Source organism: Pseudomonas sp. PICF6, from assembly GCF_009831705.1.
Classification (GTDB): Bacteria; Pseudomonadota; Gammaproteobacteria; order Pseudomonadales; family Pseudomonadaceae; genus Aquipseudomonas; species Aquipseudomonas rhizophila.
The window spans coordinates 178,899-203,910 of sequence record NZ_WUUD01000035.1 but is presented as its reverse complement, the minus strand read 5'-3'; the positions used below and the strand labels follow the sequence as shown (position 1 = coordinate 203,910).

Here is a 25,012-nt window from a genome sequence, read left to right as displayed (position 1 = left end):
CAGTACGTGGTCACCGCGCGAGCCAAGGGCATGAGCGAACGACGCGTGCTGTATGGCCATGTGTTCCGCAATGCGATGCTGCTGGTGGTGTCAGGGATTCCCCAGGCGTTCATCAGCGTGTTTTTCGCCGGCTCCTTGCTGATCGAGGTGATCTTCTCCCTCGATGGCCTGGGACGCATGAGCTATGAGGCCGCGGTGTCCCGGGACTATCCGGTGGTGTTCGGTTCGCTGTTCATCTTCACGCTGTTCGGCTTGCTGATCAAACTCATCGGCGACCTGTGCTACACCCTGGTGGACCCGCGTATCGACTTCGCCGCGAGGAACGCCTGATGTTCAAGTTGTCACCCTTGGGCCGCCGGCGTTTTGAGCGTTTCAAGAAGAATCGCCGGGGTTGGTGGTCGCTGTGGCTGTTCATCGGCCTGTTCATGCTGACCCTGGGCGGCGAATTGATCGCCAACGACAAGCCGTTGCTGGTGAGTTACCAGGGGTCGCTGTATTTCCCAGTGTTCAAGCGCTACACCGAACAGGAGTTTGGCGGGCAGTTGCCGTTCCAGGCCGATTACCGCAGCAGCTACGTGCAGGATCTGATCCACAAGGACGGCGGCTGGCTGTTGTTCCCGCCGATCCCGTTCAGCGACGACACACCCAACTACGACCTGAACCAGCCGACCCCAAGCCCGCCCTCGTCGGTGAACTGGCTGGGCACCGATGATCAGGCCCGGGACGTGCTGGCCCGGGTGATCTTCGGGGCACGGGTGTCGATTCTGTTCGCCCTGGCCCTGACGGCCATCAGCGCGCTGATCGGTATCAGCGCCGGTGCCTTGCAGGGGTATTACGGCGGCTGGGTGGACCTGCTGGGGCAACGCCTGCTGGAAGTCTGGTCCGGGCTGCCGGTGCTCTATCTGCTGATCATTCTGTCCGGCTTCGTCGAGCCGAATTTCTGGTGGCTGCTGGGAATCATGGCACTGTTTTCCTGGCTGGCCCTGGTGGATGTGGTGCGCGCCGAGTTCCTGCGCGGACGCAACCTTGAATACGTCAAGGCCGCCAGAGCCCTGGGCCTGTCCGACCGCAAGGTGATCGTGCGGCATATCCTGCCCAACGCGATGAACGCCACCCTGAGTTATCTGCCGTTCATCCTCACCGGGGCGATTTCCACCCTCACCGCCCTGGACTTCCTCGGCTTCGGCATGCCGGCGGGCAGCGCGTCGCTGGGCGAGTTGATCGGCCAGGGCAAACAGAACCTGCAAGCGCCGTGGCTGGGCCTGACGGCGTTCTTCACCCTGGCGCTGATTCTTTCTCTGCTGGTGTTCATTGGCGAGGCGTTGCGCGATGCATTCGACCCCCGATCCTGATCCACGGCCATGAAGCGGAACCCTGAGATGAGCGACAACCTGATCGAAATCCGCGACTTGAGCGTGGCCTTCAACGACCAAACCGTGGTGCGCAACCTGTGCCTGGATATCCGCCCCGGCGAATGCCTGGCCCTGGTGGGCGAGTCAGGCTCCGGCAAGTCGGTAACGGCCCATTCGATCCTGCAACTGCTGCCGCAAACCGGCAGCCGTACCACCGGCAGCATCCGCTATCGCGGCCAGGAACTGGTGGGCGCCGAGGCCAGGGTCCTGCGCGAACTGCGCGGGGACCGGATCGCGATGATCTTCCAGGAACCCATGACCTCGCTGAACCCGCTGCACAGCGTCGAAAAGCAGATTGGCGAAACCCTCATGCTGCACAAGGGCCTGGGCGGCAAGGCCGCGCGCCAGCGCATTCTGGAGTTGCTGGCCCTGGTGGGCATCCAGAAACCCATCGAACGCCTCAAGGCCTACCCGCATCAACTCTCCGGCGGCCAACGACAGCGGGTGATGATTGCCATGGCCCTGGCCTGCGAACCGGAACTGTTGATTGCCGACGAACCGACCACCGCGCTCGACGTGACGGTGCAGCGCAAGATTCTGCTGCTGCTCAAGTCCCTGCAGCAACGACTCGGCATGTCACTGCTGCTGATCAGCCACGACCTGAACCTGGTGCGCAGCATCGCGCAACGGGTGTGCGTGATGAAGGCCGGGGAAATCGTCGAACAGGCGCCGTGCGAAACGCTCTTCAGCGCGCCGAAACATCCCTACAGCTGCGAGTTGCTGCACGCCGAACCGGAAGGCGAAGCCCTGCCCCGTGACGAACGCGAAGACGTCTTGCAAGTGCAGGATCTGCGCGTCAGCTTTGCCCTGGGCGGCGGGCTGTTCCGGCGCAAGGAATACCTGCGCGCCGTGGACGGCATCAGCCTGACGATCCAACGCGGCAAGACCCTGGGCATCGTCGGTGAATCCGGTTCCGGCAAATCCACCCTCGGCCAGGCGATCCTGCGACTGATCGAATCCGAAGGCAGCATCCGCTTCCAGGGACAAGCCCTCGATCATCTGTCGCAGAAAGACCTGCGACCGTGGCGCAAGCAGATGCAGGTGGTGTTCCAGGACCCGTTCGGCAGCCTCAGCCCTCGCATGTCGGTGCAGCAGATCATCAGTGAAGGCCTTGAGGTCCACAGCTCGTCCAGTTCCGAGCAGTGTGAAGCGCAGGTGATCCAGGCGCTGCAGGAAGTCGGCCTCGACCCGCAGAGCCGCCACCGCTACCCCCACGAATTCTCCGGTGGCCAGCGCCAACGCATCGCCATCGCCCGGGCGCTGGTGCTCAAGCCGGCCCTGATTCTGCTGGACGAACCGACCTCAGCCCTGGACCGCACCGTGCAAAAGCAAGTGGTCGCCCTGCTCCGCCAGCTTCAGGAAAAGCATGGCCTGACTTACCTGTTCATCAGCCATGACCTGGCGGTGGTCCGCGCCCTGGCCCACGACATGATCGTGATCAAGGACGGTAAAGTGGTGGAGCACGGCGCCAGCCATGAAGTGTTCGACTCGCCCCAGCATCCCTACACCAAGGAGCTGTTGGCGGCGGCGCAGCCGCAGTAATCCGGCCTCGCTCAAGCACCACGTCGTTGATCCAGCGCTTGAGCGAATTCACCCATCACCTCCACCACCTGCTGCGCGCCTCGATGAATATCCAGAATGACAGTGCCGGCCTGGTTAGCCAGTTTCACGCCCTGCTCTGCCTTGAGCGTGCTCGATTGCATGCTGCTCACCGCTTGCCTGGCCAATTCACGGTTCTTGGCGACGACCTGAGTAATGGCCACAGTTGACTGGCTGGTACGACGCGCCAGATTGCGCACCTCATCGGCCACCACCGCGAAACCGCGTCCCTGCTCCCCGGCGCGAGCCGCTTCGATGGCGGCATTGAGGGCAAGCAGATTGGTCTGTTCGGCAATGCCCCGGATGGCATCGACGATGCTGCCGATTTCTTCGGACTGCGCGCTCAGGGCACCTATCCCGGCTGACACCTGCTGAAGCTCATCGGCGATGCTTTGCACCACCGTAACGGTTTGCTGAACCACACACGTGCCAAGCCGGGTTTGCTCATCGGTCTGCCGGGACGTCTCGAAAGCAAGTCCGGCCGCTTTTGATTCACTTTGGCGTTGCTCGACTTCGCGAGTGCTGTCAGTGGCGAACTTGACCACGCCATACAAGCGCCCCCGTGCATCGTAGAGAGGGTTGTAGGTAGCCTGCAGCCAGACAGTCGCGCCTCGATTGTCGACGCGCTCGAAAAGGCCGGTCCTGTATTCACCGCGATTGAGCCCGGCCCAGAAGCCACGATAAGCCTCACTCTGGACCTCGCTGGGTTTGCAGAAAATCCGGTGATGCTGGCCCCGAATTTCTTGCAGGCGGTACCCCATGACGCTCATGAAATTCTCGTTGGCATTCACGACCTGACCGCTCAGATCAAATTCGATAACCGCCATGGAACGGTCGATCGCTTGCATGAAACTGGTTTCGGCCTGGGCGCGCAACACCCGCTCGTTGATATCGCGAACAATCAGGATGATGCGCTGCACCTTTGCATGGTGATCCAGCACAGGGACGTAGCTTGCGTGCACCCACAGCCAGCTTCCATCACGCCGCAAATGCAGAAACTGGCTGTCGGCTGGAGAACCCTGCCCCAACTGCCGCCATAACGCCGAGCATTCGGCACTGCGTGAATAGGCAGGCTCACAAAACATCGAATGATGCTGACCGAGGGTTTCGCTGAGTGAATACCCCATCATTTTCAAAAAAACCGGGCTGACGTCGAGCACCTCGCCCGTCGGGGTGAACTCGATGATCGCCATGCATTGCTGCAAGGCCGTCCGTTCGGCTTCGAGAAAAGCCTGCCTGGCCTGGATTTCGTGCAAGGCGTCCTGATGCTTGCGAGTACGAATGAACATGGGTGGCGCTCCCGGAGGCGTGAATGCGTGGCTGTAGCCACACGAAGGCAGAGATGCCATCGCTAGGTAGCTGCATTAAGCCACTATCGCAGGAAAACTTGTACAACTTTATTATTATGTATAACTATCAGAAGTCATACGGATCTCTATGGCACAGCCCAAGACATTCAGCACCAGCCCATTTTCCAATGCTTGCTGTCGCGCAACTCGCGCCAGTCGAGCAACGTCACACGAGCGCTGTATACAGCCTCAAGCTCAATCTGAATGGGTGTCCCCTCCTCATCACAGAGCAGCTTGGTGACGAGAAAATGCTTTTCCCGATCAGTCGGCGCACAGGCCGTCCATTTGGAGAGCTGCAGCTTGCGAGGGTTGAATTTATTCATGAGCGCTCTCAGAAAAATGTACATATTAGTGAAAACTGTACAAGTTTATCAGACTGCCCACCACTGAGCAGATCCACTAAGGCTTAGGGTTTGCCATTGATACGCCACGGCAAAGAATGCGGGCGGAGTAGTGCTCGGCCGGCCCCTCCCGGCATAATGCCGCTCTTTGGCAACCCCTTTGATCGGAGGATGCCGGCAAATCCCACCTTCTGGAAATGCCCGATGAACCCCACCGAAAGCCTCAAGGATTACAAGCGCGTGCGCACGCTGGCGATCCGTTCGTTGTTCGAGATCATCGAACAGTCCAGCGAAGGCACGGTGATTGTCGACCGTGACGCGAACATCGTCTGGATGAACGAACGCTACGCCCGGCGCTTCGGCCTGAACTCAGCGCAAGAAGCCATCGGCCGGGCGTGCGAGAGCGTGATCCCCAGCAGCCTGCTGCGCGAAGTGGTACGTACTGGCCGACCGATTCTGTTGGACATGCAGGACACGCCCAAGGAGCCGCTGGTGGTGATGCGCCTGCCGATCCACGACAGCGCGGGCGCGGTGATCGGCGCCATCGGTTTTGCCCTGTTCGATGAATTGCGCAGCCTGTCGCCGATGCTCAAGCGCTACCTGAGCATGCAGGAGGAACTGGCCTCCACCCGCTCGCTGTTGCGGGCACGGCAGACTCGGTACAACTTCGCCCACTTCATCGGCACCAGCAGCGCCAGCCTGGAGGTCAAGCGTCGTGCCCGGCGCAGCGCCAGCGCCGATTCGCCGGTGCTGTTGCTCGGCGAAACCGGGACCGGCAAGGAACTGCTGGCCCAGGCAATCCACGGTGCTTCGCCGAGGGCGCACAAGGCGTTCGTCAGCATCAACAGCGCGGCGATCCCGGAGGCCCTGCTGGAAGCCGAGTTTTTCGGCACCGCCCCGGGCGCCTTCACCGGCGCCGACCGCAAAGGCCGCGCCGGCAAGCTGCAGATCGCCCAGGGCGGCACACTGTTCCTGGACGAAATCGGCGACATGCCACTGCCGCTGCAAAGCAAACTGCTGCGGGTCTTGCAGGAAAAAGAATACGAACCCGTGGGCTCCAACGAGGTGCTGCAAAGCGACGTGCGGATCATCGCTGCCACGTCCATGGATCTGGAAGCGGCGATCAAACGCGGAGAATTTCGCGCCGACCTGTATTACCGCCTCAATGTGTTGCCGATCCAGGTCCCGCCGCTGCGCGAACGCCTGGATGATTTGCCGGCCCTGAGCGAGGCGATCCTCGAAGAACTGCGCAGCCAGCACGAACTGGACCGCGACGCACTCGACCTGCTGGGGCAACACGCCTGGCCGGGCAACATCCGGGAGTTGCGCAATGTGCTGGAACGAACCGCGCTGCTCAGCGACGACCTGCTGCTCACTGCCGCCGATATTCGAGCGGCCATTGGGACTTTCACGCCGGTCACCCGGGCGTTGAATCCACATCAGGAACCGCTGCCGCAAGAAACCTTCAGCCAGGCCCGGGCACGATTCGACCGTCACTTGATCGAAACCACCCTCGCGCAATGCGGCGGCAAGGTAGTTGAAGCGGCTGAGCGGTTGGGGCTGGGGAGGTCGACCTTGTATAAGAAAATGGTGGCGCTGGGGATTGCAGAGTCTCAATAAAGAGACGCATATCTCTAGATATAGACAGCTCCTTTTGAGCGCTTCGCGCTCATCGTGAGCAGGCTCGCTCCCACAGTGGCCGTACTTTCCTGACGAACTCGGTCAACCTGTGGGAGCGAGCCTGCTCGCGATGAGGCCAGCACAGCCCCTGAAAATCTCAAAACAGAGACAAAACTCTCGAGCCACCCTCACCAAAATCAATAATTCTCTTATATTTCAATAAATTACATACCTGGCACAAATCTCGCTAAAGCCCTCCCCACCGCTTCACCACAAAAATAACAATCCAGGAGACACACCATGAGTGTGATCATTGCCTTGGCAGCCCTCACGCTGCTGATGGTGGCCGCCTACCGTGGCTACAGCGTTATCCTTTTTGCCCCCATCGCCGCCCTCGGCGCCGTCCTGCTCACTGACCCTTCCGCCGTCGCGCCTGCTTTCACCGGGGTGTTCATGGAGAAGATGGTCGGCTTCATCAAACTGTATTTCCCGGTGTTCCTGCTCGGCGCGGTGTTCGGCAAATTGATCGAGCTGTCGGGTTTCTCCCGCTCTATCGTCGCGGCGGCGATTCGCCTGCTGGGCACGCGCCAGGCCATGTTGGTGATCGTGCTGGTCTGCGCCTTGCTGACCTATGGCGGCGTGTCGCTGTTCGTCGTGGTGTTCGCGGTGTATCCGTTCGCCGCCGAGATGTTCCGCCAGAGCAATATTCCCAAGCGACTGATCCCGGCCACCATTGCCCTTGGCGCGTTCTCGTTCACCATGGACGCCCTGCCCGGCACGCCGCAGATCCAGAACATCATCCCCAGCACCTTCTTCAACACCACCGCCTGGGCTGCGCCCTGGCTGGGTGTGATCGGCACGATCTTCGTGTTCAGCTTCGGCATGCTGTTCCTGCAACGCCAGCGCAACAAGGCCCAGCGCCTAGGCGAAGGCTACGGCACCGAACTGCGCAACGAGCCGGAGACTGCCGAAGACATCAAACTGCCCAATCCCTGGCTCGCCATTTCGCCGCTGTTGGCGGTGGGGATCATGAACCTGCTGTTCACCCAGTGGATTCCCCAGTGGTATGGCAAGACCCACAGCCTGGCGCTGCCGGGCATGACCACACCAGTGACCAGCGACATCGCCAAGCTCACCGCGATCTGGGCCGTGCAGGCCGCGTTGCTGGTGGGCATTGTCCTGGTGCTGCTGTTCGCCTTCAGCACCATTCGCAGCAAGCTGGCCGAAGGCAGCAAGAGCGCGGTGGGCGGTGCGCTGCTGGCGGCAATGAACACCGCTTCGGAATACGGTTTTGGCGCAGTCATCGCGTCCTTGCCGGGTTTTCTGGTGCTGGCCGACTGGCTCAAAAACATCCCCAATCCACTGGTCAATGAAGCCGTGACCGTGACGCTGCTGGCGGGCATCACCGGTTCAGCCTCGGGCGGCATGAGCATCGCCCTGGCGGCGATGTCCGAAACGTTCATCAGCGCCGCCAACGCCGCCAACATTCCTCTGGAAGTGCTGCACCGGGTCGCGTCCATGGCCAGCGGCGGCATGGACACCCTGCCCCACAACGGCGCGGTGATCACCCTGCTGGCGGTGACCGGTCTGACCCACCGTGAAGCCTACAAAGACATTTTCTGCATTACGCTGATCAAGACCCTCGCGGTGTTCTTCGTGATCGCTGTGTTCTACGCCACTGGCATTGTGTGAGGCTCCCCATGACAACCCCTCTTTCGGGCAAGACCGCCCTGGTCACCGGCTCTACCAGCGGCATCGGCCTGGGCATCGCCCTGAGCCTCGCCAAGGCCGGCGCCAACCTGATCCTCAACGGCTTCGGCGATGCCTCGACGGTGATCGCCGAGGTGAAACAGTTCGGCGGCAAGGTCGGCCATCATCCGGCCGATGTCAGTGATCCGGCGCAGATCGCCGACATGCTCGCTTACGCCGAACGGGAGTTCGGCGGCGTGGACATTCTGGTGAACAACGCCGGTATCCAGCATGTGGCCGCCGTGGAAGATTTTCCGGTGGAGCGCTGGGACTCGATCATCGCCATCAACCTGTCCTCGGTGTTCCATGCCACGCGCTTGAGCCTGCCGGGCATGCGCGCCAAGGGCTGGGGGCGGATCATCAACATTGCCTCGGTGCACGGCCAGGTCGGCTCGGTGGGCAAGGCCGCCTACGTCGCGGCCAAACACGGGGTGATCGGTCTGACCAAAGTGGTCGGCCTGGAAACCGCCACCAGTAACGTGACGTGCAACGCCATCTGCCCTGGCTGGGTGCTGACACCGCTGGTGCAGAAACAGATCGACGACCGCATTGCCACGGGCATCGACCCGCAACAGGCACAGCATGACCTGCTGGCCGAAAAACAGCCTTCCCTGGAATTCGTCACCCCGCCGCAACTGGGGGAACTGGTGCTGTTTCTGTGCAGCGAAGCCGGCAGCCAGGTACGTGGCGCGGCGTGGAATATTGATGGTGGGTGGCTGGCTCAGTAAATTTCTTGCGATCCCTTGTGGCGAGGGGATTTATCTGTGGGAGCAAGGCTTGCCCGCGATGGCCGCACCGCGGTTTAACAGCTAAACCGCGTTTTCGTTCATCGCGGGCAAGCCTTGCTCCCACAAGTCGGGGATAAATCCCCTCGCCACAAGATTGGGTCGCTCTATAGTTTGTGTGTACATAAAAGAAAAAGAGGCACCCCATGTCCGACATCCTCTGGCAACCCACCCCCGATCGCATCGCCCAGTCACGCATGGACGCCTTTCGCCGGTTCATCAACGAACGGCATCAGCTGCAACTGAGCGATTATCCGGCGCTGCACGCCTGGAGCATCGACCAGCGTGAAGCCTTCTGGCAGGCCATCGTCGACTTCTTCGAGATCCGTTTTCACCAGGCGCCCAGCGATGTGCTGGTCGAAGGTGAGCAAATGCCCAGCGCCCGGTGGTTTCCCGGGGCGACACTGAATTTTGCCGAATACCTGCTGCGCCGGCGCGATGACGCCGTGGCCGTGGTTGCCCTCGACGAAAGTGGCGGGCAAGAACAACTGACTTGGGCCGAACTTGCCGCCCACGTCGCTGGCCTGCAAAAAAGCCTGCAAGCGGCAGGTGTGAGCAAGGGCGACCGGGTAGCCGCGTGCATGCCCAACACCTGGCAGACCCTGGTGGGCATGCTCGCCACCACCAGCCTGGGGGCGATCTGGTCGTGCTCCTCGCCTGACTTCGGCACCCACGGGGTCATCGACCGGTTTGGCCAGATCGAGCCCAAGGTGCTGATTACCTGCGCCGGTTACCGCTACGCCGGCAAGGTCATCGACCAGCGAGCCAAGGTCAACGAAATCCTCGAGCGCCTGCCTTCGCTGCAGCAATTGATCATCCTGCCCTACGCATGCCCTGACGCCCGCGCCGAAGACTTCAAGACAACGGCCAGCGTCGCGTTGTGGAGCGACTTCTACCGCTGTGGCGGCGAACCGGCGTTCGTTGACGTGCCGTTCGATCATCCGCTGTACATCCTCTATTCCAGTGGCACCACCGGCGTGCCGAAGTGCATCGTCCACAGCACCGGCGGCGTATTGCTGCAACACCTCAAGGAACATGGCCTGCATGTAGACCTTGGCCCCGAAGATCGCCTGTTCTACTACACCACGTGTGGCTGGATGATGTGGAACTGGCTGGTGTCGGCCCTCGCCGTCGGCAGTGCGGTGGTGCTCTACGACGGCTCGCCCTTTCACCCTGGCCCCAAGCGCCTGCTGGACCTGATCGACCAGCAGCGCATCAGCGTATTCGGCACCAGCCCCAAATACCTGGCGGCCCTGGAAAGCCAGGGTTTGAAACCGCGACAGACCCATGACCTGGGCAGCCTGAAAACCATCCTGTCCACCGGCTCGGCCCTGGCGCCCCATAGCTACGACTACGTGTATCGCGACTTCAAGACCCAGGTGTGCCTGGCCTCGATGTCCGGTGGCACCGACATTGTGTCGTGCTTCGTCAATGGCAATCCGTTGTCCGCCGTTCGCCGTGGCGAGATGCAGGGCAAGAGTCTGGGCATGGCGGTGCAGGTCTGGAACGAGGCAGGCCAGGCGGTCATCGGTGAGAAAGGTGAACTGGTCTGCACCCGGCACTTCCCGGCCATGCCCATTGGCCTGTGGAATGATCCGCAGCAGGAAAAGCTAAGGGCCTCCTACTTCAGCCAGTTCCCCGGTGTGTGGGCCCAGGGGGACTACGCCGAGGAACTGCCTCACGGCGGTTTCTTGATCCACGGGCGTTCGGATGCAGTGCTCAACCCCGGTGGCGTGCGCATCGGCACGGCGGAAATCTATCGGCAAGTGGAAAAGGTCGAGCAGGTGCTGGACAGCGTTGCTATCGGCCAGCAATGGCAGGGTGATGTGCGCGTGGTACTGTTTGTGCGCCTGCGCGACGGCGTGACCCTGGATGAGGCCCTGGAGCAACAGATCCGCCAGGTGATCCGCGCCAATACCACACCGCGTCATGTGCCGGCGAAGATCCTGGCAGTCAGCGACATCCCGCGGACCATCAGCGGCAAGGTGGTGGAACTGGCGGTGCGCAACGTGGTGCATGGGCAGGTGGTGAAAAACACCGATGCCCTGGCCAATCCCGAGGCGCTGGAGCAGTTCAGGGATCGGCTGGAACTGACCACCTGAGGTTAAAGCCGTATGGGCCATCTGGCCTCATCGCGAGCGGGCTCGCTCCCACATTGGTCGGTGGTGAACACAGGATTGGCAATCACCATCGATTCCCTGTGGGAGCGAGCCTGCTCGCGATGAACGACAACGCGGTATGCCTGTAGAACCATCAATCCATCAACCCCCACTCCCCCGCCGCCGGATCGGCCGGGGGCACCGCTGCCCCCGACTCGGCATGCAACTTCAGGCGCAACCGCAGGTTGTTCGCCGAATCGGCGTTTTTCAGGGCTTCCTCCTCATCGATAGCACCCTCCACCACCAGGTTGTACAGGGCGTGATCGAAGGTTTGCATCCCGAGTTCTTCTGACTTTTCCATGATGCCCTTGAGCCCGCCGAACTCATTGCGGCGGATCAGGTCGGCCACCGTGGGCGAGCCCAGCATGACCTCCACCGCGGCCCGGCGCTGGCCGGTGCGAGTGCGCACCAGGCGTTGCGACACGAACGCCTTGAGGTTGTTGCCCAGATCATTGAGCAGCTGCGGCCGGCGTTCTTCCGGGAAGAAATTGATCACCCGGTCCAGCGCCTGGTTGGCATTGTGAGCATGCAGGGTGGAGATCACCAGGTGCCCGGTGTCGGCGAAGGCCAGGGCATGTTCCATGGTTTCGCGATCACGAATTTCGCCGATCAGTACCACGTCTGGTGCCTGGCGCAAGGTGTTCTTCAGGGCGGCATGAAAGCTGCGGGTGTCGACACCGACTTCCCGTTGATTGATGATCGATTTCTTGTGTCGATGGATATACTCCACCGGATCTTCAATGGTGATGATATGGCCGCTGCTGTTGCGATTACGGTAATCGATCAGCGCCGCCAGGGAAGTCGACTTGCCCGACCCTGTCGCGCCGACGAACAGCATCAGCCCCTGTTTCTGCATGATGGTGTCCAGCAACACATTTGGCAGTTTCAGGTCCTCGAACCGAGGGATGTCGAGCTTGACGTTGCGGATCACCATGGACACGTCATTGCGCTGCTTGAAGATATTGACGCGAAACCGCCCGACCCCAGCCAGGGAGATAGCCAGGTTCATTTCCAGTTCTCGATCGAACTCAAGCCGCTGTTCGGCGTCCATCAAAGACTCGGCGAGCCCGGCGATGTCGCCCACCTTGAAGGGCTGGTTGCTCAAGGGTTTGAGCACCCCCTCGAAACGCGCGCACGGCGGCGCACCGGTGGACATATAGAGGTCGGAGCCATCCTGGCTCGCCAGGATGCGTAACAAGGGATCGATTTCCATGGCCTGATTGACTTCCGCGAGACTTCAATGAAACAAGCTGACCCGATGAGCAAACTTTTCAGACCAACCCGCGCTTACCTTCTTCAGAGGATAGTAGACACCGTGGCTGCGACACGATTTGCAGGGTTTGCGTGATGAACGCAACACCCACCGGCATTGACATACAAAGCCTGTTCGCCCGACGTGACTGGGCCAACAGCCCGCTGGGCACTGCCCAAACCTGGCCCCAGAGCCTGCGTACCGCCCTGGACATCGTGCTCCACTCGCCGCTGCCGATGTCCCTGCTGTGGGGGCCACAGCTGATTCATTTCTACAACGACGCCTTTACCCGCCTGACGGGCGACAAACACCCCCAGGCGTTCGGCCAGCCGACCCATTCAGCATGGCCCGAACTCAAAGACCTGAGCGGGCCGATTTATCACCGCGTGTTGCAAGGCCACGGGCACACCTGTCGCGATCAGCAATGGCGAGTGCCCTTCGCCGGTCGCCTCTGCGATGTCTGGCTGGACCTGACCTACAGCCCCGTGCGCGATGAAGACGGCGCCGTGGCCGGTATTCTGGTCACAGCCATCGAGACCGGTGAACGACGACGCCTGGCCCTGGAGTTCGAGCGACGCTCAGAAGCCAGCCTCAAGGCCCAGCAGGAAAGCGAGGAACGCCTGCAACTGGCCCTGGCCGCTGCCGATACGCTAGGCACCTGGGATTGGGACATCAGCGAAGACCGCTTTGTTGCCGACGAGCACTTCGCGGTGCTGCATGGCGTCGACCCGAACCTGTCGCGCCAGTTGCCCATCAGCGCTTACCTTGAAGGCGTGCATCCCCAGGACCGGGCCATGGTCACCCGCAGCATCAAGCATTGCATCACCCACAGCACTGAATACGCCGAGGAGTACCGTCTCCTGCGGCCTGACGGCGAACTGCGCTGGGTGTTCGTGCGCGGTCGTTGCTACAAGGATCGCCATGGCCGGCCCAAACGCTTTCTCGGCGCGGCCCTGGACCTGACCGATCGCAAGCGTACCGAGCAGGCCCTGCGTCAGAGCCAGACCGAACTGCAACTGATCATCAACGCCATGCCGATCCTTATCAGCTATGTGGACCGGGAAGAACGTTTTCGCCTCAACAACAGCGCCTATCTGGATTGGTATGGCCTGACGCCCCAAGAGCTGTATGGCAAGACCATTCGCGAAGTGCTTGGCGATTCAGCCTACGCCGCCCGCGCCGAGCAGATCGCCGACGCCCTGGCAGGCAAGCCGTGCAGTTTCACCGTGCAATCGGATCACCGCGACGGCCGTCCCCGCCACGCCTTGATCAACTACCTGCCGCGCCGTGGGGCCGATGGTGCGGTGAACGGTTTCTACATCTTTGTGATCGACGAGACCGAGCGCAAGAAAACCGAAGAGGCCCTGCGCAACCTCAACGAGATGTTCGAACGCGAACGTGCCGAGGAGGCGCTGCGACACGCCCAGAAAATGGAGGCCGTGGGCCAACTCACTGGCGGCATTGCCCATGACTTCAACAACATGCTCACCGGCATTCTCGGCAGTCTCGACCTGATGCAGCGCTACATTGCCAGCGGTCGCACCGCCGAGATCGGTCGTTTCACCGAAGCGGCCGTGTCCTCGGCCAATCGTGCGGCGGCCCTGACCCACCGTCTGCTGGCGTTTTCCCGCCGCCAGTCGCTGGACCGCAAACCGCTGGACCCCAATGACCTGGTGCGTTCACTTGAAGACTTGCTGAGCCGAACCACCGGCGATCACATCGTGCTGCGCCTGCAGTTGGCCGATGAACTGTGGCCGGTCAGCACCGATGCCAGCCAGCTGGAAAACGCCCTGCTCAACCTGGTGATCAACGCTCGGGACGCCATGCCTGAGGGTGGCGAATTGACCATCGAAACCGCCAACGTCTACCTCGACGGGAATGACCTCAGTGCCCTGGAACCGGTCAAGGCCGGTGACTACGTGATGATTGCCGTCAGCGACAATGGCAGCGGCATGACCCCATCCGTGCTGGCCAAGGCCTTTGATCCGTTCTTCACCACCAAACCCATCGGCCAGGGCACCGGTTTGGGCTTGTCGATGATCTACGGGTTTGCCCAACAGTCGGGTGGCCTGCTGAGCCTGGACAGTGTGCCGGACCAGGGCACGCGGGTGCAGTTGTACCTGCCGCGGCTGTACGTCGCGTCTGTCCAGCAGACTGCGGCGCCGGTAGCGCTGGATGCACCGGCCGCCGTCGCCGGTGAAACCGTGTTGCTGGTCGAAGACGAACCGGCCGTGCGCATGCTGGTGCTCGATCTGCTCGACGCCCTGGGTTACACCACCCTTCAAGCCCAGGACGCCAAGGCTGCCCTTGGGCTACTGGAGTCCAGCCAGCGCATCGACTTGCTGGTGACCGATGTCGGCCTGCCAGGCATGAATGGCCGGCAACTGGCGGAAATCGCCCGCCAGCATCGGCCCGATCTGAAGGTGCTGTTCATGACCGGTTATGCGCAGAAGGCCACCGAGCGCCAGGGCTTTCTCGAGCAGGGCATGGATATGGTTGCCAAGCCCTTCAGCCTCGATCTGCTGGCGAACAAGATTCGGACGATGATCAACCATGGCGCCTGACTTGAGGCATAATCGCCGCCCCGTCGCACCGTTCAGGTCACTGCTGCAATGAAAGCCCAAGCCCGCCATATCCTGGTGAAAACCGCCGAAGAAGCCGAACAGCTCAAGCAACGCATCGCCAAAGGCGAAGCCTTCGATGTACTGGCCAAGAAATACTCCACCTGCCCCTCGGGCAAACGCGGCGGTGATCTGGGTGAAGTACGGCCCGGGCAGATGGTCGGTGCGATCGATACGGTAATCTTCAAAAAGCCCCTGCGGGTGGTGCATGGGCCGATCAAGAGCAAGTTCGGCTATCACCTGGTGCAGGTGTTCTACCGGGACTAATGATCGAGCCCGCTCCCACAGGTGCTTCCCGGCCCCTTCAGTCCTTGGGCATCAACGCCCCCGGCACCTGGATGACCCGGCTCGCCAACAGATGTCCAGCCTCGGCGGCCTCCACCGGGCTGCCACCGAGCAGGCGGCTTGCCAGGTAAGCAGCACTGAATGAATCCCCCGCCGCCGTCGTGTCCACCACCCGCTCCACTCGCTGGGCCGGAATCTCGAAAGACTCACCATCACAACAGATCAGACAGGGCTCAGCACCGCGCTTGAGCACCACTTCCGAAGTGCCCAACTGCGCGTACGCGGCGAACACCTCAGCGCTGTCGGCATAACCGAACAGCGCCTGCTCGTCGTCCACCGTCAGCAGCGCCAGCTCCACGTAAGGCAATACACTGCGATAGGCCGCACGGGCTGCATCCACTGATGCCCAGAGCCTTGGCCGGTAGTTATTGTCGAACACCACCTCGGCCCCGCGCCGGCGGGCCTGGATCAGGGTTTCGATGAGCTTGCCACGACCTTGCTCACCGAGCACGGCCAGGGTGATGCCGCTGAAGTACAGCACGTCGTAATCCGGCAGCGCCGCCAGAATCGGTGCGGCGGCCGGGGTGGTGAAGCAATCACGCACCGCCGCCTCGTTGCGCCAGTACAAAAACCGCCGCTCACCCGCCGCGTCGGTCTGGATGCAATACAAACCCGGCAAACGACCGGGCAGGCGCTGGACCCGATCCAGGCCGATATTTTCGGCGGCCCAACTCTGGCACATGGCATCGCTGAAACTGTCGTCGCCCAAGGCGGTAACGTAATCCACCGCGCCCTTGTCACCCAGGGCGCGGGACAGGTACACAGCGGTGTTCAGGGTATCGCCGCCGAAGCTTTGTTGCAGACTGCCATCGGCGCGCTGCTGCAGTTCGATCATGCACTCGCCGATCAGGGCGATGCGAGGTTTTGGGTTGGGGTAGCTCATGGGCGATCCTGATATTTCGATAGTGTCTGCCAGGCCGCTATCGCGAGCAGGCTCGCTCCCACAGGGGATATTGGTGAACATAAATCCTCTGTTCACAACCGCCCCCACTGTGGGAGCGAGCCTGCTCGCGATAGCCGCGACTCGGTTTCAAGGCTAGAAACAAGTCTCCATGCTCTCGACCACCCGCAACTGCTCATCCACCAGGCACGCCACCCGCCACTTGTCGAAAGTCAGGCACGGATGCGACGTACCGAACGAGATGATGTCGCCTACCCGCAGTTCCACCCCGGTCGCCACCGTCATGAACGCATGCTGGTCCATCACCGCCGTGACCTTGCAGCCGGCCAGGTCCTGCCCCGCTATGGAGTCGGAGCCGGGTTGGTAACGCTTGAGCGGCACCGGCAGCCCGGCGTCATAGGCCACGTCGCGTTTACCCAGGGCGATCACCGCAAAGCCCGGTTCAGGCAGCGATTGCACGTGGGCCCAGACTTCCAGGGCCGGGCGCAGACCTTCGTGCAGGTCGCTACGCCGTTCCAGCACGCAGCACTGGGCCTCTTTGTAGATGCCATGGTCATGGGACACGTAACTGCCAGGACGCAGCACACTGAGGAAACGTCCGTGGGCGTTCCGCGCCTCGAAAGACTCGGCAATCAGGTCGTACCAGGCTGAACCCGAGGCGGTGATGATCGGCTTGTCGATGGCGAACGCACCGTTGTCCTGCAGTTGCACCGCCAGCCCCACCAGGGATGCGGCAAACGCACGGATGCCACTGATGGCGTGGTCACCATGGATCACGCCTTCGTAGCCTTCGATACCGGTCAGCGCCAGCGCCGGTTGCGCCCCGATCGCCTCGGCCAGGGCCAGCACCTCGGCCTCGGTCCGGCAGCCACACCGACCACCCACCACACCGTATTCGATCATCACGTTCAACTTCGCACCGCGAGAGGCAAAGAACGCGCCCAGCTCGGCAACGTTGTCGGGATGGTCGACCATGCAATGGAATTCGAACGCTGGATCTGCCAGCAGATCCGCGATCAGCGCCATGTTTGGCGTGCCCACCAATTGGTTGGCCATCAGCACCCGGCGCACGCCATGGGCGTAAGCGGCACGGGTCTGCACTGCGGTGGCCAGGGTCAGTCCCCAGGCGCCGGCCTCGAGTTGGCGGCGAAACAGCGCCGGGGTCATGCTGGTCTTGCCGTGGGGCGCCAGTTCGGCACCACTGTCCGTGACGAACTTTTGCATCCAGTCAATGTTGTGCTCCAACGCTTGGCGATGCAGCACCAGCGCCGGCAGGCTGATGTCGCGCAGCAGGTGATCGCCCGCTTGGGCGGCCCCCTTCTCCACGGCAGCGTTATGAATGGCAGAAGACATGTTCACACTCCTCACACAGCCGCGGCTGTCTATTCATTGATGCGACGGGCCAGGTTGTTGGCGCTTTCGATCAGCACCCGGCGGTAGTCGGCGTAGTTGTTCTTGGCGTCGGCCCGTGGGGCGACGATGCACAGGGTCGCGATGGCCACGCCATTGGCGTCTTTGACCGGCGCGGCGAAGCAGTGGGTGAAGGTGTCGGCCACACTGTCGAAGGAGAAAAATCCATCGAGCCCGGCCTGGCGGATCTCCGCGAGAAACCGCTCCAGGGGCAGGCGCTCGCCGTCCGGCAGGATGAAGTCGTCGGGGTCGATCAGGTCGACGATCTGCTGGTCACTCAGATGCGCCAGCAGCAGGCGTCCGGAAGCGGTCCAGGGAATCGGCGCGTTCTCGCCGATGTCCGAGGAAATGCGAAAATGCCGCTCCCCCTCCTTCATCAGCGCCACCGTGTATTTGCGCCCGTTGAGCAGGCACATCTGGGCGGTTTCCCGGGTCTGGCTGACGATTTCCTGCAAGGCGTGATCGGCCTCGCGACTCAGGTCGAAATGCCGCAGGTGCGCCTGCCCGAGAAAGTACAACTGGCGGCCCAGATAGACGTGGCCGTCCTTGCCCACCGGCTCCAGGATGCGTCGCTCCAGCAGCGACGCCACCAGCTCGTAGACCGTGGACTTGGGACTGCCGATGCCGCTGGCGATGTCATTGGGGCGCAACGGCTGGCCGATTTCCTTGAGGAAGTCGAGGATATCGAACGCCCGGTCCAACCCTCGGGCCCGGCGTTTGATGGTGTCTTCGGTCATGTCTTGGGTTCCCATTCAATTGGCCGGGAGTTTAACCAGAGTGCTGCACCGCCTGATAGATTGCTATCGCAGGCAAGCCTTGCTCCCACAGGAGTTTGCATTGCCTTGTGGGAGCAAGGCGTGCCCGCGATGAGTCCTCAGTGACTCAGGCCTTTTTCTTGTAGGCGATGCAATCAATCTCAACCTTGCAATCAACCATCATGTTCGCTTGCACACAAGCCCTGGCAGGGGCATGTTCGGGGCTGAAGTATTCACCAAATACTTTGTTGAAACTCCAGAAATCCCGCGGATCTTCCAGCCATACGCCGCAGCGCACCACATCTTCAAGGCCGTATCCGGCTTCTTCAAGAATCGCGATCAGGTTCTTCATGGTCTGGTGGGTCTGCTCGACGATCCCGCCGACAATAATCTCGCCGTTGACCGCCGGCACCTGACCGGACACGTGCAGCCAGCCGTCGGCCTCAACGGCTCGGGCGAAGGGCCGTGGCTGACCGCCGCCTGCGGTGCTGCCGGTGCCGTAGCGCGTAATGCTCATGGGTGTTTCTCCTTGCCTGTATCAATCAGAGGTTCAATAAAATTAAAAACGGGTGTTCTTGAGAAACTCAGCCAGTCGTGGCGACTGTGGCCGTTCGAACAGTTCTTTCGGTGGGCCCTGTTCTTCGATGCGGCCCTTGTTCATGAACACGATCTTGTCGGACACCTCGAAGGCAAAACGCATTTCGTGGGTCACCAGCAGCATGGTCATGCCGTCTTCGGCCAGCCCCTTGATCACGTTCAGCACCTCACCCACCAATTCCGGGTCCAGGGCCGAGGTCACTTCGTCGAACAGCATCAGGCTGGGGTTCATGGCAATCGCCCGAGCGATCGCCACACGCTGCTGCTGACCGCCGGACAACTGACCGGGAAAATGATTGCGCCGTTCCAGCAAGCCGACCCGCTCCAGCCATTTCTCGGCCAGGGCCACGGCTTCGTCCTTGGGTAGCTTTTTCACCTTGAGCAGGCCCAGGGTGACGTTCTGCAACGCCGTCAAATGCGGGAACAGGTTGAATTGCTGGAAGGCCATGCCGGTCATGGCCCGATGCCGGGCGATGACTTTTTCCGGGTGGCGCACGCGCTTGCCGCCCACCTCGTCATAGCCGATGGCTTCGCCATCGAGCACGATCTGCCCGCCCTGGAACTCCTCAAGCATGTTCACGCAACGCAGCAACGTGGTTTTGCCCGAGCCGCTGGAGCCGATCAGGGTGACGACATTGCCGCGCTGCATGCTCAGGTCCACGCCCTTGAGCACTTCCACCGGGCCGTATTGTTTGCGCAGACCGCGAATGTCCAGCAGCGGTTGAGCATTGGTAGAGGTCGAAACATCAGTCATGGCAAGGCCACCCGCTTTTCAATGTGCCGCCCGAGCAATTCGATGGCGTAGTTGATGATGAAAAAGAGAAAACCGGCGAACAGGTAAAACTCCAGGGTCATGAAGGTCCGGGCGATGATCTGCTGAGTGCTGAGCAGCAGTTCGGCAACGCCGATCACCGACAACAGGGTCGAAGCCTTGACGATTTCGGTGGAGGAATTGACCCAGGTCGGCAAGATCTGCCGCAGTGCCTGGGGCAACAGCACGTAACCCAGCGCCTGGAAGAACGTCAGGCCAATGGCCTGGCTTGCCTCCATCTGCCCACGGGGCAAGGCCTGCAAGGCCCCGCGCACGATCTCGGCCACATGGGAGCCGCAAAACAGTGTCAGGCCCAAGGCACCAGCCTCGAATGCGCCGATTTGCCAGCCCAGGGCCGGGGCCATGTAGAAACAGGCCAGCACCAACACAAACACCGGAGTGCCGCGAATCACGTCGACGTAGAAACGAAACGGCGCGCGCATCCAGAAGCGACCGTAAGTCAGCACCAGCCCGGCGAACAGGCCGATCAGCGTGCCTAACAAAATCGCCAGTACCGAGCACTGCACGCTGGTCAGGAACCCGGCCCACAGCGTCTCCCGGGCGACCCACAACTCATGCAACCAACTGGGGGATTCGTACATGGAACACTCCTAACGGCGAATCGCCAGACGCTGCTCGAAATAACGCAGCAGCATGGCAATGAGGTAACAGGCCGCGACATACAGGGCCGTGGTCACCAGCCAGGTTTCGATCACCCGGTAGCTCTCCACGTTGATCTTGCGGGCGTAATAAGTCAGCTCCGGCACAGCGATCGCTGCCGCCAGTGAGGTGTCCTTGAACAGTGAAATGAAGTTGTTCGACAACGCCGGCAACACGTTGCGCAGCATCACCGGCACGGTGACGTAGGCCTTCACTTGCCACTCGCCCAAACCGATGGCCAGCCCCGCTTCACGCTGGCCCTTGTGAATGCTCAACAGCCCGCCGCGGAACACTTCGGTCAGGTAGGCCCCGGCGTACAGCGAGAGCGTGATGACGAACGAGGGAATTTTGTCCAGACGAATACCCAGGCTTGGCAAGGCGAAGTAGATCAGCAGGATCAGCACCAGGATCGGCGTATTGCGGATCACCGTGACATACACCGAGGCCAGCACCCGCAACACGCGGTGCTTGCTCAGCAGCGCGAACGCCATCGCCAGGCCGATCACGCAACCGATGGCGATCGACACCAGCGCCAGGGAAAGCCCCAGGCCGAGCCCCGCCAGCAAGGTGTCGAAATCGCGCCAGACGGCGGCAAAGTTCAACTGATAATTCATGGTCGGCAGTACCTTCAACGGGGCGCCCTCAAGGGCGCCCCGGGCTCACGGGATCATTTGAATTCGACGGGGAAACCGATGGCCGGCGACGGCAGCTCGACGCCGAACCATTGCTTGAACGATGCCGCATAGGTGGGGAATTCCACGCCGGTCATGGCCTCATGCAAGGTGGTGTTGACGAAGTTCAGCCAGTCCTGGTCGCCGCGCTTGACCGCGCAGGCATAGGTTTGCGGGCTCCAGGCGTAGGCCGGGCTGCGGTAGCGACCAGGGTTCTGCACCATCAGGTACTTGACCGAAGACTGGTCGGTGGCGGCCGCATCGGCGCGGCCGGAGTTCACCGCCTGATACATCAGATCAACACTGTCGTATTGGTCGACCTTGGCCTTGGGCAGCGCCTGGTGCACCAATTCCTCGGCGTAGACGTTCTGCAGCACAGCCACGGTGACGTCATCGCCGGCGGCCTTGAGGTCTTCGATTTCCTTGTACTTGCTGTTGGCCGGCAGCAGCAGGCCCACGCCTTCGCGGTAATACGGCAGGGTGAACGCCACTTGCTGGGCACGACTGGCGGTGACGGTGATGAACTGGCAGCTCATGTCGACCTTGTCGGTCAACAGGTTCGGAATGCGTGCATCGGACGACTGCACCACAAACTCGACTTTCTCCGGGTCATTGAACAGACCCTTGGCCACCATCCGTGCGATGTCGATATCAAAACCCTGCAACTTGCCATCCGCTCCCTGGAAGTGCCACGGCGCATTGGTGCTGCCCGTGCCCACGATCAATTTCCCGCGCTGCAGCACGCTATCGAGCTTGCTGTCCGTCGCCTGAGCGACACCCATGGCAGCCGTCGTGGCCGCGAAGATAAAAACACACGCTTTGAACAAGGAAGGTCGGCGATGCATGGCAAGCACTCCTGAGTCAGTTTATTCCGCTATACCGGAACTTAGTATGTAACAACGGAATAGACAGCAGAAAGTGTGCCACAGGCATGCGGTGTATGGATAAGGAAAATGGAAAACCAATGAAATCAAAAGGATGGCACGCCCAGACGTTTCAATAGGAACGCGGGCATCTGCGCAGGGACTGCTACTGTTGGCTACAGCCTCGGGTAGCAAGGCCCCAGACAGGGAGCAAGCGACGCTTTTGCGCACCAAAACGGAGCCACGCTACTGTCAACTCTGACAGTAGCGATGCCCGGCCGTGTTGCTTATGGTGGCAAACACTCGCTCTGTCGATGAAGGGAGGCCCGCCATGAGTTCGTTCATCACTCACATCGCCTCATCGAAGGACTACCGCACGGCTCTCAAGACCTGGCGCCCGGTAGTTTTCTATTTCGGCCACCCCCACTGCTACGCCTGTAGCTGGGCCGAGCCGCTGTTTTGCAGCGTTGCCGAGACATTCAAGGATCGGGCGGTGATCTACAAATTGAGTACCAGCGAATCGCCCCGACACCCGGACGTTACCGGGACACCCACGGTGCTGTTTTATAAGGATGGGAAGTTACGCCGCAAGCTCAAGGGCGTCGGTGATCAGGCCTCGCTGACCCAGAACTTTGCCGAACACATCGGCCGAACCAAACCCAGACGGCCGCGTCGTTCGCCTCGCCGTGACTTGCACTGGTTGCACGAGCAACTGCGAACCTTGTGCACCACCCGCCGGGCACGGGAGCTTGTAAGGTTGCGAGCAACGCTTGGATAACGGCGTGTTTCTTGGAATGGCAAATAAGTACCCTGTGGGAGCGAGCCTGCTCGCGATGGCGGAGTGTCAGGCAGTGTTGTACCTTCCGTGACAGAGGTTCATGACAGCTTCCTGGCCGATAAACAGCCCCATGCCATCACTGGGTAACTTACTGCACCTAGCGCCCGCAAAACCTCACTCTGGACAACATCCGCAAATCCCCGTCGCGGTAATAATCGTCCGTCCAGCTGTCATCCACCGCCAGCGGCTTGACCTGCTTGAGCGCCAGTTTTTTCGCGAAATAGCGAAAGCGGTAATGCTCGTAGAAGCGCAGCAGCTCAAGCCCGTAGCGGTCGGCCAGGTCGGTGTCGCCCTGAATGATCAGGTAGTTCTCGTCGTTGCCGCTGCTGGCCGCGGCGCTCAGGTTGTGGCTGCCGCTGATGATGGTCGGCGTGTCGCTGGTGAAGTCGGTGACGACGGCTTTGGTGTGCACCAGCAGATTGCCTTTCTGGCCTTTCATGTTTTCCCTGAGCCAGCCCTCCAGGCCGGTATTGAGCAGCGCGGTGGCGGCGAATTCGGCGGTGCGGTCGGCATGAAAGCCAGTGATGCGGCTGGTGGTGTTCTGCAGGCCGTAACGCAGCACGTCGTCGTTGGGTTGACCGAGCAAGGCATCGAGGATCCGGTCGGGCAAGGCGAAGGCCGTGACGAACAGCAGGTCCTTGCGAGCGCCATTGATGATATCGACGAAGCGATCCAGGTCGCCCTCTCCCGTACGCGGCGAGAACCCGGTGAACAATGGCTCCTCGGGGACCATGGGGTTGTTCCGGTTGATCCACTGCCGCGTGGCCCCGACGTCCTCGGGTGCGGCCCAGATCTGCTCGAACACCTGGCGATAGCTGTCGCTGACCCGCGCGTCGTCCAGCACATGAATAACGTTGGCCTGGCGGTAGACGCCGTTGGCGGTGAAATTGGTGCTGCCGCACAGCACGGCCTCGGGGTGCAACGAACCGGTGTCGTCGACCTTGCTCAGCACGATGAACTTGTCGTGGAAAATATTGTGCGTGACGCGCCCGCGCTTGTTGGCCGCCGGCAATGTTGCCAGGCTGGCTTCGTTGCGCAGTGTGCCGTCGTCTCCCGGCTCAGCGTGGTACAGCACCCGTACCCGCGCCCCCCGTGCGAAAGCGGCGTTCACAGCCTCGACGATCACCGGCAGTTCATATTCATAGATGGCGACGTCCAGGGCCCAACTGGCGTTCAGGGCCCGGTCGATAAAACCGGTCAAGCGCCCCAGCAAACCGTTTTCCAGCCAGCGGCGCGGCGCGTCGGGCCAAGCATCGATGGACAGATTTTTGTTGGCGTCGATCAGCGCATCCAGCTCGGGAAATTTGCGCTGGAAGGCCTGGCTCGCGGCCACGGCACGATTGAAAATGACCATCTGGTTGCTTGGCTGACCATCGTCACTGGTCACTGACACCTCAAGTGATTCCCCCAGTTGCGGCGCGTCAGGGCTGCCATAGGCCAGGTGCACACGGTAGTGAATTGCCACGCCTGGGTTGATGGCGTAGTCGGCCCAGCGAAATTTCTGCAACGGTGCTTTATCGCTCGGCGTAGCGCGAAATTGCGGGAACGTGTGCACCTTGTCGGGGAAGGTCAGGCTGTTGAACAGGAACAGCCAGGGCTTGACGCCGTGCTGCTTCTCGATGGCAAAGCCGAGCAAGCCCTTGCGCCGGGGTTCGGCCAGGTCCATGGCGAGCAATACACCGTTGGTGCCAGCGTAGGCCTTGACCCGAAAATCGTCCTGGGCGTTGGTGACGAGTACGCGCATGGTTCACTCCTGTGAGGTCTGGCTGAGCATAGAACAGCGATGCTTATTGAGCGTGCGGATCTGACACCGGGGCGATGCTATCGCGAGCAGGCTCGCTCCCACAGGGGATTCATCGATCGAGTGTTAAATGTGGGAGCGAGCCTGCTCGCGATAAGGCCATGTCAGTCAGAGAACATCCGAGCCCGGTAGCCCTTCATCAATATGCCGATACTGCGCCCCCAACTGCCCCGCCAATTGCCGGGCCCGGCCCAGGCGAATCGGTCCGCGTTCGATGTCGATCAACAGGCTTGGGCAATCAAGGGGCGGCAGTGTCAGCTGCTGTTTGACTCGCCCGTCGGTCATCAGCAACACCCGCTGTTGCTCGGTCGGGTAGCGCTTGCGCCGGGCCGTCAACCAGCGTCCGGCCTCGTTCAGCGCCGCCAGCAACGGCGTGCCGCCGCCGGCGCCCAGGCCGTCGAGCCAGTCCCGTAGCCCCGCCGAGGCCTTGAGCCCTTGCACCTGCCAGGCTGGTGCGCTGCCGCTGGCCGTCA

22 protein-coding genes and 1 pseudogene are annotated in these 25,012 nt (G+C 61.5%); 10 read left to right on the top strand and 13 right to left on the bottom strand.

The genetic code is table 11. The features are described 5' to 3' along the window. The 3 genes from GSM73_RS27985 to GSM73_RS25510 all read left to right on the top strand — a co-directional run. On the top strand, positions 1 to 330 hold a 330-nt coding region (locus tag GSM73_RS27985), incomplete at its 5' end, for an ABC transporter permease subunit (protein WP_256677091.1). Further along, the gene (locus GSM73_RS25515; protein WP_047227850.1) at positions 330 to 1,352 is read left to right on the top strand and encodes an ABC transporter permease; all 1,023 of its coding nucleotides are present in this window, start codon (positions 330 to 332) and stop codon (positions 1,350 to 1,352) included. The genes GSM73_RS27985 and GSM73_RS25515, both read left to right, overlap by 1 nt. Before the next feature lie 27 nt (positions 1,353 to 1,379). Then, complete coding sequence (locus GSM73_RS25510; protein WP_160894201.1) at positions 1,380 to 2,954, top strand: ABC transporter ATP-binding protein; 1,575 nt, start codon at positions 1,380 to 1,382, stop codon at positions 2,952 to 2,954. An 11-nt stretch (positions 2,955 to 2,965) separates the two neighbouring features. Here GSM73_RS25510 and GSM73_RS25505 read toward each other — a convergent pair whose 3' ends face one another. After that, a complete protein-coding gene (locus GSM73_RS25505) occupies positions 2,966 to 4,300 on the bottom strand; it encodes a methyl-accepting chemotaxis protein (protein ID WP_160894199.1) in 1,335 nt (444 codons plus the stop codon). A 167-nt stretch (positions 4,301 to 4,467) separates the two neighbouring features. Beyond that, positions 4,468 to 4,683 (bottom strand): TIGR02450 family Trp-rich protein, encoded by a 216-nt coding sequence (locus tag GSM73_RS25500; protein ID WP_160894197.1) that lies wholly within the window; start codon positions 4,681 to 4,683, stop codon positions 4,468 to 4,470. 222 nt (positions 4,684 to 4,905) lie between these two features. On the opposite strand from GSM73_RS25500, the gene GSM73_RS25495 reads away from it, so the two are divergent. From GSM73_RS25495 to GSM73_RS25480, 4 genes are all read left to right on the top strand, one after another. Next, positions 4,906 to 6,321 carry a sigma-54-dependent Fis family transcriptional regulator gene (locus GSM73_RS25495; protein ID WP_139049660.1) on the top strand — a complete coding sequence of 472 codons (1,416 nt, stop codon included), beginning with the start codon at positions 4,906 to 4,908 and terminating at the stop codon, positions 6,319 to 6,321. A gap of 300 nt (positions 6,322 to 6,621) precedes the next feature. Further along, complete coding sequence (locus GSM73_RS25490; protein WP_047227845.1) at positions 6,622 to 8,013, top strand: GntP family permease; 1,392 nt, start codon at positions 6,622 to 6,624, stop codon at positions 8,011 to 8,013. Between the two features lie 8 nt (positions 8,014 to 8,021). Beyond that, a complete protein-coding gene (hbdH, locus tag GSM73_RS25485; RefSeq protein WP_076384048.1) occupies positions 8,022 to 8,798 on the top strand; it encodes a 3-hydroxybutyrate dehydrogenase in 777 nt (258 codons plus the stop codon). 203 nt (positions 8,799 to 9,001) lie between these two features. Next, positions 9,002 to 10,957: an acetoacetate--CoA ligase gene (locus GSM73_RS25480; protein WP_160894195.1), complete on the top strand. Its 1,956-nt coding sequence runs from the start codon at positions 9,002 to 9,004 to the stop codon at positions 10,955 to 10,957. Positions 10,958 to 11,108: 151 nt separating this feature from the next. On the opposite strand, the gene GSM73_RS25475 is transcribed toward GSM73_RS25480, so the two are convergent. Beyond that, positions 11,109 to 12,227: a PilT/PilU family type 4a pilus ATPase gene (locus GSM73_RS25475; RefSeq protein WP_107322662.1), complete on the bottom strand. Its 1,119-nt coding sequence runs from the start codon at positions 12,225 to 12,227 to the stop codon at positions 11,109 to 11,111. A gap of 134 nt (positions 12,228 to 12,361) precedes the next feature. On the opposite strand from GSM73_RS25475, the gene GSM73_RS25470 reads away from it, so the two are divergent. Both GSM73_RS25470 and GSM73_RS25465 read left to right on the top strand, forming a co-directional pair. Next, complete coding sequence (locus GSM73_RS25470; protein ID WP_160894193.1) at positions 12,362 to 14,830, top strand: PAS domain-containing protein; 2,469 nt, start codon at positions 12,362 to 12,364, stop codon at positions 14,828 to 14,830. Positions 14,831 to 14,878: 48 nt separating this feature from the next. Then, entirely contained in the window at positions 14,879 to 15,154 is a 276-nt protein-coding gene (locus GSM73_RS25465; protein ID WP_076384045.1) for a peptidylprolyl isomerase, read from the top strand. A 37-nt stretch (positions 15,155 to 15,191) separates the two neighbouring features. On the opposite strand, the gene GSM73_RS25460 is transcribed toward GSM73_RS25465, so the two are convergent. The 8 genes from GSM73_RS25460 to GSM73_RS25425 all read right to left on the bottom strand — a co-directional run bounded on the left by GSM73_RS25460 (position 15,192) and on the right by GSM73_RS25425 (position 21,882). Then, on the bottom strand, positions 15,192 to 16,115 hold the full coding sequence (locus GSM73_RS25460; RefSeq protein WP_047227840.1) for a sugar kinase: 924 nt from the start codon (positions 16,113 to 16,115) through the stop codon (positions 15,192 to 15,194). Between the two features lie 153 nt (positions 16,116 to 16,268). Continuing rightward, the gene (locus GSM73_RS25455; protein WP_160894191.1) at positions 16,269 to 17,486 is read right to left on the bottom strand and encodes an amino acid deaminase; all 1,218 of its coding nucleotides are present in this window, start codon (positions 17,484 to 17,486) and stop codon (positions 16,269 to 16,271) included. A 29-nt stretch (positions 17,487 to 17,515) separates the two neighbouring features. Beyond that, positions 17,516 to 18,280, bottom strand: coding sequence for an IclR family transcriptional regulator (locus GSM73_RS25450; protein ID WP_047227838.1), 765 nt, complete (start codon positions 18,278 to 18,280; stop codon positions 17,516 to 17,518). Positions 18,281 to 18,425: 145 nt separating this feature from the next. Beyond that, on the bottom strand, positions 18,426 to 18,815 hold the full coding sequence (locus GSM73_RS25445) for a RidA family protein (protein ID WP_047227837.1): 390 nt from the start codon (positions 18,813 to 18,815) through the stop codon (positions 18,426 to 18,428). A 42-nt stretch (positions 18,816 to 18,857) separates the two neighbouring features. Beyond that, the gene (locus GSM73_RS25440) at positions 18,858 to 19,649 is read right to left on the bottom strand and encodes an amino acid ABC transporter ATP-binding protein (RefSeq protein WP_160894189.1); all 792 of its coding nucleotides are present in this window, start codon (positions 19,647 to 19,649) and stop codon (positions 18,858 to 18,860) included. Beyond that, a complete protein-coding gene (locus tag GSM73_RS25435; RefSeq protein WP_047227835.1) occupies positions 19,646 to 20,308 on the bottom strand; it encodes an amino acid ABC transporter permease in 663 nt (220 codons plus the stop codon). The genes GSM73_RS25440 and GSM73_RS25435 overlap by 4 nt, the downstream gene beginning before the upstream one ends. Before the next feature lie 9 nt (positions 20,309 to 20,317). Next, positions 20,318 to 20,980: an amino acid ABC transporter permease gene (locus tag GSM73_RS25430; RefSeq protein WP_076386604.1), complete on the bottom strand. Its 663-nt coding sequence runs from the start codon at positions 20,978 to 20,980 to the stop codon at positions 20,318 to 20,320. Positions 20,981 to 21,033: 53 nt separating this feature from the next. Next, complete coding sequence (locus GSM73_RS25425) at positions 21,034 to 21,882, bottom strand: transporter substrate-binding domain-containing protein (RefSeq protein ID WP_160894187.1); 849 nt, start codon at positions 21,880 to 21,882, stop codon at positions 21,034 to 21,036. A gap of 349 nt (positions 21,883 to 22,231) precedes the next feature. On the opposite strand from GSM73_RS25425, the gene GSM73_RS25420 reads away from it, so the two are divergent. Continuing rightward, entirely contained in the window at positions 22,232 to 22,678 is a 447-nt protein-coding gene (locus GSM73_RS25420) for a thioredoxin family protein (protein WP_076384043.1), read from the top strand. A 157-nt stretch (positions 22,679 to 22,835) separates the two neighbouring features. Here the strand turns inward: GSM73_RS25420 and GSM73_RS25415 are convergent, their stop codons facing one another. Further along, entirely contained in the window at positions 22,836 to 24,482 is a 1,647-nt protein-coding gene (locus GSM73_RS25415) for a phospholipase D-like domain-containing protein (protein ID WP_160894185.1), read from the bottom strand. Positions 24,483 to 24,647: 165 nt separating this feature from the next. Beyond that, positions 24,648 to 25,012 (bottom strand): annotated as a pseudogene (locus GSM73_RS25410) (magnesium chelatase); the annotation flags it as partial.

What these genes read in the sequence shown, in the direction of transcription:
- GSM73_RS25515 (WP_047227850.1), top strand. Translation starts at nt 330, where the DNA reads ATGTTCAAGTTGTCACCCTTGGGCCGCCGGCGTTTTGAGCGTTTCAAG.
- GSM73_RS25510 (WP_160894201.1), top strand. Translation starts at nt 1,380, where the DNA reads ATGAGCGACAACCTGATCGAAATCCGCGACTTGAGCGTGGCCTTCAAC.
- GSM73_RS25505 (WP_160894199.1), bottom strand. Translation starts at nt 4,300, where the DNA reads ATGTTCATTCGTACTCGCAAGCATCAGGACGCCTTGCACGAAATCCAG.
- GSM73_RS25500 (WP_160894197.1), bottom strand. Translation starts at nt 4,683, where the DNA reads ATGAATAAATTCAACCCTCGCAAGCTGCAGCTCTCCAAATGGACGGCC.
- GSM73_RS25495 (WP_139049660.1), top strand. Translation starts at nt 4,906, where the DNA reads ATGAACCCCACCGAAAGCCTCAAGGATTACAAGCGCGTGCGCACGCTG.
- GSM73_RS25490 (WP_047227845.1), top strand. Translation starts at nt 6,622, where the DNA reads ATGAGTGTGATCATTGCCTTGGCAGCCCTCACGCTGCTGATGGTGGCC.
- hbdH (WP_076384048.1), top strand. Translation starts at nt 8,022, where the DNA reads ATGACAACCCCTCTTTCGGGCAAGACCGCCCTGGTCACCGGCTCTACC.
- GSM73_RS25480 (WP_160894195.1), top strand. Translation starts at nt 9,002, where the DNA reads ATGTCCGACATCCTCTGGCAACCCACCCCCGATCGCATCGCCCAGTCA.
- GSM73_RS25475 (WP_107322662.1), bottom strand. Translation starts at nt 12,227, where the DNA reads ATGGAAATCGATCCCTTGTTACGCATCCTGGCGAGCCAGGATGGCTCC.
- GSM73_RS25470 (WP_160894193.1), top strand. Translation starts at nt 12,362, where the DNA reads ATGAACGCAACACCCACCGGCATTGACATACAAAGCCTGTTCGCCCGA.
- GSM73_RS25465 (WP_076384045.1), top strand. Translation starts at nt 14,879, where the DNA reads ATGAAAGCCCAAGCCCGCCATATCCTGGTGAAAACCGCCGAAGAAGCC.
- GSM73_RS25460 (WP_047227840.1), bottom strand. Translation starts at nt 16,115, where the DNA reads ATGAGCTACCCCAACCCAAAACCTCGCATCGCCCTGATCGGCGAGTGC.
- GSM73_RS25455 (WP_160894191.1), bottom strand. Translation starts at nt 17,486, where the DNA reads ATGTCTTCTGCCATTCATAACGCTGCCGTGGAGAAGGGGGCCGCCCAA.
- GSM73_RS25450 (WP_047227838.1), bottom strand. Translation starts at nt 18,280, where the DNA reads ATGACCGAAGACACCATCAAACGCCGGGCCCGAGGGTTGGACCGGGCG.
- GSM73_RS25445 (WP_047227837.1), bottom strand. Translation starts at nt 18,815, where the DNA reads ATGAGCATTACGCGCTACGGCACCGGCAGCACCGCAGGCGGCGGTCAG.
- GSM73_RS25440 (WP_160894189.1), bottom strand. Translation starts at nt 19,649, where the DNA reads ATGACTGATGTTTCGACCTCTACCAATGCTCAACCGCTGCTGGACATT.
- GSM73_RS25435 (WP_047227835.1), bottom strand. Translation starts at nt 20,308, where the DNA reads ATGTACGAATCCCCCAGTTGGTTGCATGAGTTGTGGGTCGCCCGGGAG.
- GSM73_RS25430 (WP_076386604.1), bottom strand. Translation starts at nt 20,980, where the DNA reads ATGAATTATCAGTTGAACTTTGCCGCCGTCTGGCGCGATTTCGACACC.
- GSM73_RS25425 (WP_160894187.1), bottom strand. Translation starts at nt 21,882, where the DNA reads ATGCATCGCCGACCTTCCTTGTTCAAAGCGTGTGTTTTTATCTTCGCG.
- GSM73_RS25420 (WP_076384043.1), top strand. Translation starts at nt 22,232, where the DNA reads ATGAGTTCGTTCATCACTCACATCGCCTCATCGAAGGACTACCGCACG.
- GSM73_RS25415 (WP_160894185.1), bottom strand. Translation starts at nt 24,482, where the DNA reads ATGCGCGTACTCGTCACCAACGCCCAGGACGATTTTCGGGTCAAGGCC.